Genomic DNA, 12,393 nt, shown 5'->3' with positions numbered 1-12,393 from the left:
CCTGCGGCAGATTGTAGAGGAAAGGCCATGACCAGATTCCAGGACATCCGTAAGTTAACGGCCATTCTTCTGATTCTTTCCGTCGCAAACCTGACAGGATTGTATTCCCAGAGCCAGAGCGACTTTGCGGATCCGTACGACTTCAATCTTCGAAATTATAAAGATACTCCTAACCGGGAAGGTTATCAAGAATACACAATTCCTCCCGCGATTAAAAAACCGGTCCTTGTTTCTCCGAAAAACGCTCAAGTTCCGTTCGAACTTCCTTTCTCCACCACCACCGGCACCGGGGGTTTAAGAAGAACCACAAATCCGAACGTGGAACGCGGACAAGAAAATCTCGTAAACCCTCTCACCGGTCAGATCAATGTCGAAGCGATTCTCCAGAGACAAGCCCAACAATCCGAAAGAAAAAAAAGACAGAACCAAATCATGGAAGAAGAAAAATATACGGAAACGACCATGAGAAGATTTTCGATCATTTTTTTCATGACTCTTCCGATCACACTCGGTCTCGGTTATGCAATCGCTTCTTCTCCGAAATTCGGGGGAGTCAGTAAGTTTCAAAAAACCTTCGGAGGTTCGGTCTTTATCTTCACCTTTGGCACAAGTCTCGCGTTTGCAAACGCTTGGAAGGATATGAAGGACTTGGAAGCGACAAAAAAAGAAAACGAACCTGCTTCTCCTCCGGTGGAACCGACGTCTCCGGACTCTCTTGGTTTTGGTAACTCCGTCCCGATTCCGATCGCCGGAGCCTCGGCTTCCGTTTTTCCGGGAAGAGAATACAAAATCGATATCAGACTCTTTAATATCACTTTTTAATGAATCCGCTTCGGGAAACTTTCGAAGTATTCTTAAGATCGCGTCATAACGCCGCGGTTTTTTATCACGAATCCGTTCAACCTATATTAAGAATTTATTATTTATTCTGCGGTTTAATTTCCCTCGGTCTTTTGATTCTTATCTACGGTTTTTATTATCCGCACGAATGGACTCACTGGATTCGACTTTTCGTAAACGGAATCGTAATTTCTCTCGTTATCTACGAAGCTCTTTCCTTTCTTTTGGTTCTCGGTAGTTTTAGGGAATACATAGTTGCCCACAAAACGGAAGTGATCGTCATCTTTCTTCTAGTTTTTCAAGAACTCGTCAGCAAGGAAATTTACGTTTTGCTTACCTTCAATTCTTTAAGCGGCGAAGACGCGAGTTTGACCTTTCTTTCTTTGAGTCAGATCTTTTTGTTGTTTAGTAATTTTTCCCGTCTGATTCGCAAAACCGATCTTCTTAACTACAGACAAATCAGCCCGTCTCTCGTAATCGCGGGAAGTTTCGCCATCCTCATCCTCTTCGGAACTTTAGCTCTTTCTCTTCCCAGAGCGCAGGCAACTTCGATTCCGACGATCGACGTTTTTTTCACCGTCGTCAGCGCGGTGTGCGTAACGGGTCTGAGTACGATCAACGTCGCGAGTCAACTCACCGGAAGCGGTCAAACGATTCTTATGATTTTGATTCAGATCGGCGGCTTGGGACTGATGACGCTTACGGTTTTTTTCGCGATCTTTTTAGCGGGTCAGGTCAGCGTTACCAACAAACTTCTGATCAAAGATCTTTTTAGTCAGGAAACGGTGGGAAGGGTTTCTTTTATTTTAAAACAGGTCGCGATTCAGACGTTCCTCATCGAGGGGATCGGAGCCGTGTTGATTTTTTTCTGGTATCCGGATGTTTTGCAAACCGCTTTGAAAGATCGGATTTTTTTTTCCCTTTTTCACGCGGTGAGTTCGTTCTGTAACGCGGGTTTTTCGGTATTCCCTCAGGGTTTTGAAACGGATTGGATGTTTGATCAAAGAAAATTCTTATCGGTTGTGATGGTCTTGATCGTGTTAGGCGGTCTCGGTTTTCCCACCGTTAATCACCTGATCCGTTGGTTATTCAATACGGGCAAACGACCGAAGAGGATGGAACTCGGAGCAAAACTCATTCTTACCGTATCGACGATATTGATTCTACTCGGCTGGTTTTCCTATTTTATCTTAGAATACGAAATCACTCTCGCGGGTCTTAGCGAAACCGATAAACTCTTTCATTCCTTATTCTATTCGATCAGTACACGAACCGCGGGTTTTAACACATTGAGTATTTCTAATATGGGAATGCCCATGGTTTTTGTTTCGCTCTTTCTTATGTGGGTGGGCGCCTCTCCCAATTCTACCGGAGGTGGGATCAAAACCACAACTCTTGCGGTTTCCGGTCTTCATCTTTTCAATCATATCCGCGGAAAAGAAGAAGTGGAAATTTTCGGAAGAAGAATTTCGCCGGGTTCGGTTTCGAGAGCTTCCGCGGGAATCTTAATCTCACTCTTCCTGATCTTTTTCGGAATATTCGTTTTAACGTGTACTGAAAAATTCGAATTCTTAGATTTGTGTTATGAAGTTGTTTCCGCGTTCGGAACTGCGGGACTTTCCAGAGGAATCACTCCGAGTCTGACTTCTCCGGGAAAACTGATGATTTGTATGATGATGTTCGGAGGAAGAGTCGGCATGTTGACCATTCTTATCGCATTGGTTCCGAAGAAAAAAAAATCCGGACTTAGATTTCCGGAAGAATCGATTATCGTCGGATAAAGGCAGGATTTTATGGCCGTAAAAAGAAAAAACAAAACCCTTAAAAAACGAATCGCAGTGATCGGTTTGGGAGAATTCGGAAAATCTCTCGTGATCTACTTAAACGAGAACGGCCACGAAGTTACCGCGGTCGACAAGGACATCAAGGCGATCGAAGAGATCAAAGATCACTGCGCTCTCGCGGTTTGTGTGGACACGAGCAACAGACAATCCTTGGAAGAACTGGATCTTGATGACATGGACGATATCGTGGTCGCATTGGCCGAGAACTTCGAATCCTTAATTACGACCGCTTATCATCTCAAAGAAATGAAATTAGAATCTCTGCATATACGGTATCATTCCGAGATCAATCGGAAGATTTTACAGATGATCGGGATCGAAAATCTTTTCAATCCTGAAGAGAGGGCGGCGGCCTCGATGGCGGAACAACTCAGCTATCAAGGAGTAAAAAAGGCGACTTTGTTAAGCGAAGAGTATAGTCTTTTTGAAGTGAAAATTTCCCCCCACCTCTTCGGAAAAAAACTAAAAGACTTAGGGCTTAGAGAAAAATACGAGCTTAATCTTGTGGCGATTCGAAAAGCGGAATCGGATGAAAACGATCAACAAGAAGGAGCGATCTTTCTCCCGGAATCCGGAACGGTTTTCCAAGAGAAAGAAATCCTGATTTTATTCGGAACTTCGGAGAGTATCAAAAAGTTCACTACCGCTTATCCCATCGGGTAAGGAATCTCTTTGGAAACTTCGTCTATCTTTTTGAGAATGTCTTCGGTTAAGATCACGTTTTGAGCTTTTAGAATTTCATCCAATTGCCCCACGGTATTCGCACCTACAATCGTGGAGGCGACGTAGTCGTGTTGTTTCGACCAGGCAACTGCAAGGACCGTCAAAGACATCCCGGCGGTCTCGGCGACTTTTAACAATTTCTCGGTCGAAGCCAAGGTTCCTTCGTTCAAAAATCGATTCGCCATCTTTCTTTGTCTTTCGCCGGAATTGATATAACGGCTGAATCGGGCGTTCTGGGGAGGATTTGGAGAATTGTATTTTCCCGAAAGAACACCGCCCGCGAGCGGAGAATACGGAAGCAAACTCACACCTTCTCTGCGACAGATATCGGATAACGCGTCTTCGAATCTTCGATTGAGAATACTAAAATTATTTTGAATGGACTCATAACGTGATAAACCGAACTTTTCGGAAACTGAAAGACTTTTCATCATTCCCCAAGCGGTTTCATTGCTGTTGCCGATATACCGAACCTTTCCCTCTTGAACGAGTTCGGTTAGAACTTCGAGAGTTTCCTCGTATCCGAAATCGTGATCGGGCCAGTGAGATTGATAAAGATCCACAAAATCGGTTCCGAGACGTTTGAGACTTCCTTCGATCGCGACTCGAATATGCCTTCGATCCAGCGCGGTTTTCCCCTCGCGCACCGGAGGAGAAAACCAACCGTGTCCGGGACCACAAACCTTGGTTGCGATCAAAATGGAGTCCCTCGATTTCGTTTTAAGCCATTTTCCGAAAATTTTCTCGGTTTCATACACATAACTCGCGTCAGGCGGGACCGGGTAAATTTCCGCGGTATCGTAAAAGTCGATTCCCGCGTCGAATGCTCGATCCAAAATACGAAACGCTTCCTTTTCGTCGCAAGTGGAACCGAACGTCATCGTCCCCATGCAGATTTCGGAAACCACCATTCCTGATTTACCCAATCTTCTTTTTTTCAAGTATCGTCCCCCAGTATACAGAACCAAGAATTCGTTTTTTAAAAGCCAATGCAACTCTTATCGAGTTCCGGATATTCTTTCCTAATTTTCGATCTTTGAGAATTTTGGAATGTGTTTTAGAAAAAATTGTCGCATTAAAAAAAACTCCAAATGAAACATAAATTCATGGAACGGTTTTTTTTTGCTATTCTCGATTTATATGTAGTGTAAAATCTCTTCACTTCGATTTGAAATTCTTCCGGCGAGGTAGCAGGTTTGGATAAAGAGACTCTATACGACCATGAGAAATATGAAAACCTCATGCCTTCCTATCTGTATCTTCGGAACGAGGCGGAAGCGACCGATCAAGAGGCGATTTTTTTAAATCCGAAAGAAATCGAACTCCTCTACCAAATCCGAAACCATACGACCTTGGAAGGATTTTTCTCGGGGAAAATTTTGAAAGTATGGAAAGACGAAGGTTCCAAGCCGATCTATGTAAATACCCTCAAAAAACTTTCGGATCTAAATCTGATCTTTGCGTTTCCCGAGTTTAAGTTCCTTCCGGAAACGAGCCAGCTAACGATCTGTATCTGTTTTATTTCGGAAAAACAATTCAAACCTTCCAATCGCGAGAACTTAAAAGAAATTTATCTCAACAGTTTGAGCAAGTCCTCCTTTGCGATCCAAAATTATATCCTCGGATGCGAGCCGTTTCAGATCAGCGAATTGATTTCCATTTTTGAATACTTGATATCCGGAACCGCTTCCACCTTTGTAAGGGATTCTTTCGATATCAAAAAGTGGATATTTTCGTTTACGTTTAAGGAACTTCTAAAAGAGGAAGTCGTCAAGGATTCGATCCAGATCATTTTTGAAACCATTCACGAAAACGAATATATCGCGGTGACTCAGACAACCGGTCTTTTTCACGTCACCGACGAACTCTCGGGAAAGGCGTTCGACATTCTCAAAAGTTATTATCTCAACCAATTCTCGAAACGTCTGAAAGAAAAATACAAAACCGTCTGGGATTTGATTACCGAACATAGAAAAGAAATCGTGATCGACTTAAATTATTCCGGCTCGATTTCGAGTTTGGAAGAAAAATTCGTTTCGGAAGAGTTGAAGATCATCGGCGAAAGTTTAGGCGGTCTCATTCCGGAAACGTTTAAAGACTTCTTAATTCTCGCGAATTACATATCCCGCAAACACGATCATCTAAAAAACTTAAAGGCTTCCGCGGAAGAATTAAGATCGATCAAAATGTTAAAGACGATGATGTCGATGAAAAACGACGCACTCTCTCAGTTTGTAATCATCAATTTGGACGAGGATAAGGAATTCTCCTATTCGATCGTAGACAATCTAAAAAGGGATCCGGATTGTATCTCTTGCGATTGGTACGAAAAAGGGAAACGGGTGACTTGTATCTGCCAGAAAAAAGAGGATACGATCCTAAATCTGATCCAATCGATGACCGAAAAGTATTCCTTTAAAAAGGAACTTTTGAAAAGTTTTCTTTTTCTTTTAAAAAAGGAAAAGAACGAACTCGCGGCTTCATTCAGAAAGAGCGATTTTAGAGAAGCCCTTGCAAAACTCAAATACTTCTGTTATAAGGAAAACCTTTCTTGGTTTTCGAAAGTTCTCAGCTTCTTAGGAGCCTTCGGCTTATTGGAATCCTCTTTAGAACACGAAGAGTCGATCACTCAGTTCGAACAGCTTTCGCGTGAAATCGCGTATAAGGAAAATCGAAAAAAACAATTGGATAAAATCCGTGCGGAATGGCTCATCGAGACTGAGACGGATCCTTCCGTAACAGAAGTCAAAGAGGAGAACGTTTCAAAATCAAACGGCGAACGATCTCCGAGTACGGCAACCGCGAGAAAGGGAAAATAGAAATTATTTTTTGATTTCGAAAGTTCGAAAATGTCCTTTCGCTTCTTCCCAAGTAATCAAAGCTTCTTTTACCTCGGAGCCTTTGGGGCCTCTCTGAATCGCTTTGTAAAGATCTTCGATAAAAATCCTATCGCCTTCGACGACGGTTTCCACTTCTCCACCGGGAAGATTTTGAGTGAAACCGCTGAGTCTACATTCTTGCGCTCGCTGGAGAATATAATAGCGAAAGCCCACTCCCTGCACCTTACCTCGAACTAGAATTTTTGCCCTTACGTTATTCTTGGACGCCATTCGACTCCTCCGTTTTGTTTTCCAAATTCACCATCCATCCCGAAAAGTCTTTCAGAAAACTCCAGAGGATTTCCTTTTGCGAAGAATCCGCATCCCAACCGTCCAAGGCCTTCCGATAACAAGAAAGCCAAACCCTTCTCGCTTTTTCGTCGATGGGAAAAGGAAGATGACGCGCTCTCATACGAGGAGGACCGTAATTTTGAGAATAATAAGGAGGGCCTCCGGTCACTTGAATCAAAAAATCAGCCGATTTCGTTTTGCTCTCTTCCACATTCTCCGGAAACATAAAAGCGATCGGGCTCTGCGGAATCTGATCGTAAAAATCGGAAACCAACTTTCGAAGAGATACTTCTCCCACGACGTTAAAGACAAGCTGAAGACCGGGAACCGGACCGGGTGGTCCGCCGGGGGGAACGTAAAAAGATCTTTCTTCCGTCATAATGTCGTCTTTGCCTTCTCCAAAAAGGAACGGATCTTCGGTCCGAAGTACTTTACGATTTTATAATATACATCCTTTTTAAACGGAACTACCGTTTCCAAAGTGTTTTCTAAGGGAATAAAACGAACTGATTCGAATTCCCTTTCGTGAATATCCAAGTTACAATCGGCGGCTTCTCCGTTCCAAAAAATGAGATACCATTTCTGAAGTTGACCTCTGTATTTCTGAAGATGACGATTGAGAGGAAGATTCTCCGGGAAATCATAAGGGATCCAATCCGGATATTCGGAAACGATCTTCCCGGAATCGATCCCGACCTCTTCGTGTAACTCACGAAGCGCGGCGGCTTCCGGATTTTCATCCTCGTCGATACCACCCTGGGGAAATTGCCAGGAACCGAGGAAATTGAGCCTTTCACCAACCAAAACCTCTCCTCGGGAATTGAACACGACCATCCCGACATTTTTTCTATAAGGTTTTTCCATAAGAATAGGCTTCCGCCCTCCCATTCAAATGACAAGAAGTTTTAAAGAGGCCCAAAACTAAGTTTATCGACCCGGACTTTAAGAAGAATATTTTGAACTCTTTGTTTCTCCTAACTTATAGAAGGAAGACAAGATACCAATGACTCAAGTCCCGATAAGGATTCTCCATACTTTAAATTTTATGAATGTAATTCTGATTTACTTCGGTTCCGTTTTTGAAAACTTCGATTTCTTCTTTTATATTGAATGATCGCCAATGGACTACATTCTTGATTCGCGAGAATGGGTAACAAAAGGCCGAATCAAAGGCTGGCTCTCTCGAATGGATTCGGTTCTAAAAGGAAAAGTCTAGGATACTAAGAGAATATCCTACCTTTTCTAAATAGGATAATCGAATCCGTTCCGAATTCTTTGTGATTCAAAAGTTTTATAGGAACGGAGATGGGTTTTGAATGAGGCTTTAAGAATTCAGTTGCAAATTTTATACTCCCTTGGGAATGATACTCATAAGTATCCTTTTCTTTTTAGGAGTTTGAGTCTCAAAAATGCAATTACGTAAAAAGTCTTCGCGTTCCCGTATCTTTAAGGAAAAGGATTTTGAAATTAAGTCGTCTTCGATTCCCGGAATCGGAATGGGATTGTTCCCAAAAGAGAACGTCAATAAAGGCGATACCATCGGATACTACACCGGAAGGGTTCTGACGGATCGAACCGCCAATTCTTCCAAATACTGCGAATCGAAATATCTGCTCTGGATCTGTAAGGATCATTGGATCTACGGAGAAGGCAAAGAAAGCAATTATACACGTTTTATGAATCACAGTACAAAACCGAACGTAAAGTTAGTCGTATCGGTTCGTTGGAAAACGGCGCGTTTCGAAGCCATCCGCAAAGTGAAGGCAGGAGAAGAATTGTTCTTCGACTACGGAGACGAATATTGGATCAATACGGATATAGATCCGGTGGAAAGGAACTAACTTCTAACTTTTCGCGGCTGCGTGTTTAAAGAAAAACGCGAAGCCGTTCAAGAGCTGAAACATCGAGGGAAGGGTTTTTAAGGTGATTCCGATATCTCCATGAGAGATCAGAGGAGTTAAAACCAACTTCGATCGATTTGAGGGAAGATCCCTTTCCAACAATCTTTCTAAGATCAGAGAGGATTCGGATGCGGGAACTACGTTATCCTCCACTCCATGAATGAGAGCGACGTGAGCTCTCAAATCTTCCAACTTATTGTAAACCTGAAGGTCTTGTAAAAAGGACCGAAACGGTCCTGCATTTTGTACGATTCGATCCCAGATCTCAGCTCGAAAGTCTCGATCTTCTTTGAGTTTTCTAAAAATTTCACGATTCGCAGGTTGAATACTTTCCAACACTTTTGGAAGTTCCGGGGTTTCTCGAAGAAAACTTCCGTCCAAGATACTCGCGTGAAGCGCCTTTCTTACTTCTTCATTCTCCCCAATTCCGAAATGAACGAAATTCCAAAGAAGAATCATTCTTCCGTATTCGTCCGATCCTTCCGCGGACATAAGATATTCGAGAGTGGTTTGGACGTTTCCATAAGCTCCGATCGTGCAGATGGATTTGACTCTTTCCTCGATCGCCGGCGTCGCAGCCGCAATCAATCCCATACTCGCGGAGAAGGAAGGCGCGAACAAAGAGATTCTTCCATCCGGACAATATTCAGGATTGGAGGAAAGATTTAGAATCAGACCTTTGATTTTTTCGATACTCTCAAGACGAATTTTAAACTCGCTGATCTCCTGCATCTGCGGAGAAAAAACCAAAAATCCGCAAGACGCCATTCCGCGACAAACCGCCTTGAAACGAGGATCTTGGTTTCCAAGATGAGCCATTCCGTTGATCGCGAGTATCGTACCCTTAAACGGTTTTTTAGTTTGTGGAAAGAATTTAAGAATTCCTACTTTTTCTTTTCCGAGGGAGAGACTAAACTCTTCTTCCTGAATTCCCTTGGAAGAATTGTTTTTTGTATTGAGTGCGAAACGAAGCGCCGAGAAAAAATGATTCATAATAACTTTTTTGATCCTAAGTTGAAAATTTGACAGATCTTTGTTGGATAAGAATTACGGCTAAGTTACAATTCAACTTCGAAAGGGAGAATCGAGTCGTTCCGTATTCTTAACAATACTTCTTAGAAGGATTTTTGTGTCCATTTGATGCAAAAACGTAATTTTTTTTTGAAAATGCAGATCCTTTGAATCAAAAGAAGAACCGTTTTGGATATGAGGAAATTCATTTTTCAGAGAGAACCCAAAATTACTTCTAAGATCGGGGAATTTCAATCCGATGTCGAGACGATTTTGATTCCGGAGGTTTACCTCAAGAATTTGACAAAGGAAGAAAGAAAAATTCTTCCTAAAAAAATTAGATCTCTTGTGGGAAAATATTCCACGTATATTTCGTCTATGAGGAGATTGAATTCGAAAGCCGGGAAAAGAAAATACCAGAGGGATGTCGGAAAACTAAGAAGGGTCAACGTAAGAATGAAAACCCGGGATTGGCTTCTCTTGGGGGTATTGGCGGAAGCGCACGGTGTTTCGCGTTGTTTTCTCGTGAATTTTCTTTTGTATCTTGAATCCTCCGAAGTCGGCGATTCGCTGAGAAAGTTCTGGGTGGGACCACCCACGCCCCCCAGGGTCTACAGCTTTATCTGGCAAATAGAACCGACCCAGAGGAGGGTCTCGAGGACTCTAAGGCTCGAGCCGAACCCCCTGAAAATTCCGACATCCTAAAAAAGATCCTTAGAATACAACAGAATTTCCTAATACACTTTCTTCAGAAGCCTCCTCATGTCTTCCGCAAAATTCGTAAAAAGACCGTCCGCACCTCGATCCAAAAAACGTTTCATCTCTTCGATTTCATTCACCGTATAAACGACGCACAGAAAATTCTTCTCTCGAATTCGTTTTAGATTCACCTCGTTCGCGCCTTCTCTGGAAGGATGAATGCTCCAAGCCTTTATCTTCTCAGCAAAAACGATCGCCTCTTCCACGCCGGCGCTTTCATCGCCGACAAGAACTCCGAGTTTGATCTTAGAATTAAGATTTCGGATTCTTTCCAGACATTCCCAGGAAAAAGAAGAAATCACGATTCTTTCTTCGATTCGATTTTTCCGAACCAGATCCAAAACTATTTTTTCGATCGAATCCTCTCGCAGAGGAAAGTCCATCCCAGTCGATTTGATCTCGATGTTCAAATCCGTCTTAGACTTCCGGATCAAACGTAAGACGTCTTTTAGAAGCGGAATTTTTTCTTTCCTAAATTTTTTAGAAAACCAAGACCCCGCGTCCAATTCGTTTAATATTTCAGAATCGAAGTTTCGAACGCTTCCGACCAATTTCGTAGTTCGATCCAGATCGTCGTCGTGAATCACCACAACTTTTCTATCTTCGGAAAGAGTCACATCCAGTTCGATGAGATCCGCATCGGCATCGATCGCCTTTCGAAAGGCGATCATCGTATTTTCGGGATACTTCCCGCTCAATCCTCTATGGGCAAAAACAAGAGGTTTTTTCAGATCCCTTCGATTTTTTATTTTTTCGATCATCGATCCCCTTTCCGAATTTTTAGAAAGCGATCCCGACTGCGAAGTCAAAACCGGCGTCGTAAACTTTACCGGCGTGATCCCTTTTCAATTCTTCTTTTCGAATCCAAAAGTCTTCGATCGTAGCGGGACGATTTCCGTATTCTAAAGTATTGAGAGAAACGTTTTTATGATAACGACCGAAGGTTCGCACTACGATCTCGAATCCAAAGAAGAATCCGGACTCGAACTGATGACGAATACCGATTCCGGTTCCGGCATAATATCGAGGACCATAGTCGAAGTTGACCCTTTCGTTTCGATACGATTGAACTCCGGTAGAATCGATAAATTGGTCGTGTCTTGTGTTTCTCATAAATTCCCCTCCTACAAGGAAGGGAATATATACGGAAGAATCCCATAAGAAATAATTTAGAAAGATTCCTCCTCCGGCGGTTTTGGATTCCCGGTCGGATTGTCTCACCATTCCATAACCTAAAAAGTGAGAATATCTAGTATCGAAATCCCCATTCACGTTTTTCGAATTTTGGTAGTATTGGATTCCGATCGAGACTTTCTCCGAAACGTTCCATCCGAGAATACCGGAGCCGTAACTTGGAAAGTAAATACCTCCCACGAAAAACTTCTTCTTCATTCGAATTTCTTTTTGAGAGAGTTTTGTTTCTTTAGTTTTTGAGTTTGTCTGAGAATCTCCGATCTTTAAATCCTCTTCTTGATTTTCAGAAGAATTCGGAGAAACGGGAACGATGTTTTGTGAAAATAAATTTTGAAAGGATAAAAGAAAGCTTATAAAGAATAAAAAGGGGATCCGCCTGTAATGCTTACTCATAGGTGAGAAAGTGTATCTAAAGAGAGAGGATTGTCAAGAAAGGAAAGAAGTGAAGAAAGGGTTCAGGCGGGTTTCATCCCGCCCGAGAGGGAAATGGGAACTCGATTCTTATTTAGAAGCGGGAGCTTTTCCGGAAGTAGTGGTTTTGATCGCTTCAGCCACTTCGTTAATTTTAGCTTTTACGGCTTCAATTTGGCCTTCAGGGATTTTGTTTTTGATCTCTTCGGTGATTTTGTTGTAGTTTTCGATGATCTTAGATCTGGTTTCTTCGTAGTTTTTTCCGGCTACAGAAGACACTTCTTTGATGTCGTTGAGAACTTTATCAACAGTCTCGCGAATTTTGACAGTCGCTTCGGAATTGTCGGAAGCTCCTTTCGTAACAAGCTCCAAATAGGTTTTTTCGAGATCAGCTTTCGCTTTACCCAGACCTTCTTGACCAGCTTTGATGAGTCCAAGACCCGCATTCAGAACATCTAAAATTTGCTTTTCCATTCGATTTTTCTCCTTGAGATCGATTCTTTTGTGCATCGCACAATCCTTTTGTATTGCGCCGCACAA

At 42.5% G+C, this 12,393-nt stretch carries 14 protein-coding genes; 6 read left to right on the top strand and 8 right to left on the bottom strand.

From position 1 onward, the window contains the following. Positions 1-27: 27 nt before the first annotated feature. The 3 genes from JWG44_RS07545 to JWG44_RS07535 are packed head-to-tail and all read left to right on the top strand — an operon-like array spanning position 28 to position 3,347. The gene (locus tag JWG44_RS07545) at positions 28-822 is read left to right on the top strand and encodes a hypothetical protein (protein WP_205274338.1); all 795 of its coding nucleotides are present in this window, start codon (positions 28-30) and stop codon (positions 820-822) included. After that, positions 822-2,621: a TrkH family potassium uptake protein gene (locus JWG44_RS07540; RefSeq protein WP_205274337.1), complete on the top strand. Its 1,800-nt coding sequence runs from the start codon at positions 822-824 to the stop codon at positions 2,619-2,621. Before JWG44_RS07545 ends, JWG44_RS07540 begins: the two co-directional genes overlap by 1 nt. 12 nt (positions 2,622-2,633) lie before the next feature. Further along, positions 2,634-3,347 carry a potassium channel family protein gene (locus JWG44_RS07535; protein ID WP_205274336.1) on the top strand — a complete coding sequence of 238 codons (714 nt, stop codon included), beginning with the start codon at positions 2,634-2,636 and terminating at the stop codon, positions 3,345-3,347. On the opposite strand, the gene JWG44_RS07530 is transcribed toward JWG44_RS07535, so the two are convergent. Further along, positions 3,332-4,348, bottom strand: coding sequence for an aldo/keto reductase (locus tag JWG44_RS07530; RefSeq protein WP_205274335.1), 1,017 nt, complete (start codon positions 4,346-4,348; stop codon positions 3,332-3,334). The two genes, JWG44_RS07535 and JWG44_RS07530, sit on opposite strands and share 16 nt — an antisense overlap. Positions 4,349-4,603: 255 nt before the next feature. On the opposite strand from JWG44_RS07530, the gene JWG44_RS07525 reads away from it, so the two are divergent. Continuing rightward, positions 4,604-6,226: an exonuclease gene (locus JWG44_RS07525; protein ID WP_408611902.1), complete on the top strand. Its 1,623-nt coding sequence runs from the start codon at positions 4,604-4,606 to the stop codon at positions 6,224-6,226. Between the two features lie 3 nt (positions 6,227-6,229). Here the strand turns inward: JWG44_RS07525 and JWG44_RS07520 are convergent, their stop codons facing one another. From JWG44_RS07520 to JWG44_RS07510, 3 genes are read right to left on the bottom strand one after another with little or no spacing between them, the layout of a single operon-like run. Continuing rightward, entirely contained in the window at positions 6,230-6,517 is a 288-nt protein-coding gene (locus JWG44_RS07520) for an acylphosphatase (RefSeq protein ID WP_205274333.1), read from the bottom strand. Beyond that, complete coding sequence (locus JWG44_RS07515) at positions 6,501-6,956, bottom strand: globin domain-containing protein (RefSeq protein ID WP_205274332.1); 456 nt, start codon at positions 6,954-6,956, stop codon at positions 6,501-6,503. Before JWG44_RS07515 ends, JWG44_RS07520 begins: the two co-directional genes overlap by 17 nt. Continuing rightward, a complete protein-coding gene (locus JWG44_RS07510; protein WP_205274331.1) occupies positions 6,953-7,441 on the bottom strand; it encodes an RNA pyrophosphohydrolase in 489 nt (162 codons plus the stop codon). Before JWG44_RS07510 ends, JWG44_RS07515 begins: the two co-directional genes overlap by 4 nt. Before the next feature lie 545 nt (positions 7,442-7,986). On the opposite strand from JWG44_RS07510, the gene JWG44_RS07505 reads away from it, so the two are divergent. Continuing rightward, positions 7,987-8,418 (top strand): SET domain-containing protein, encoded by a 432-nt coding sequence (locus JWG44_RS07505; RefSeq protein ID WP_205274330.1) that lies wholly within the window; start codon positions 7,987-7,989, stop codon positions 8,416-8,418. Positions 8,419-8,421: 3 nt separating this feature from the next. On the opposite strand, the gene JWG44_RS07500 is transcribed toward JWG44_RS07505, so the two are convergent. After that, positions 8,422-9,471 (bottom strand): alpha/beta hydrolase, encoded by a 1,050-nt coding sequence (locus JWG44_RS07500; protein ID WP_205274329.1) that lies wholly within the window; start codon positions 9,469-9,471, stop codon positions 8,422-8,424. 213 nt (positions 9,472-9,684) lie between these two features. On the opposite strand from JWG44_RS07500, the gene JWG44_RS07495 reads away from it, so the two are divergent. Further along, the gene (locus JWG44_RS07495) at positions 9,685-10,194 is read left to right on the top strand and encodes a DUF1564 domain-containing protein (protein WP_205274328.1); all 510 of its coding nucleotides are present in this window, start codon (positions 9,685-9,687) and stop codon (positions 10,192-10,194) included. Between the two features lie 29 nt (positions 10,195-10,223). Here JWG44_RS07495 and JWG44_RS07490 read toward each other — a convergent pair whose 3' ends face one another. The 3 genes from JWG44_RS07490 to JWG44_RS07480 all read right to left on the bottom strand — a co-directional run bounded on the left by JWG44_RS07490 (position 10,224) and on the right by JWG44_RS07480 (position 12,327). Next, positions 10,224-11,009, bottom strand: coding sequence for a glycerophosphodiester phosphodiesterase (locus JWG44_RS07490; protein WP_205274327.1), 786 nt, complete (start codon positions 11,007-11,009; stop codon positions 10,224-10,226). A 19-nt stretch (positions 11,010-11,028) separates the two neighbouring features. Next, entirely contained in the window at positions 11,029-11,835 is an 807-nt protein-coding gene (locus tag JWG44_RS07485) for a hypothetical protein (RefSeq protein WP_205274326.1), read from the bottom strand. A 108-nt stretch (positions 11,836-11,943) separates the two neighbouring features. Next, positions 11,944-12,327 (bottom strand): phasin-related domain-containing protein, encoded by a 384-nt coding sequence (locus JWG44_RS07480; protein ID WP_205274325.1) that lies wholly within the window; start codon positions 12,325-12,327, stop codon positions 11,944-11,946. Positions 12,328-12,393 lie beyond the last annotated feature (66 nt).

It is taken from the genome of Leptospira ainazelensis, assembly GCF_016918785.1.
Lineage (GTDB): Bacteria > Spirochaetota > Leptospiria > Leptospirales > Leptospiraceae > Leptospira > Leptospira ainazelensis.
The sequence above is the reverse complement of the archived record's forward strand: the minus strand, read 5'-3'. Positions and strand labels throughout refer to the sequence as shown.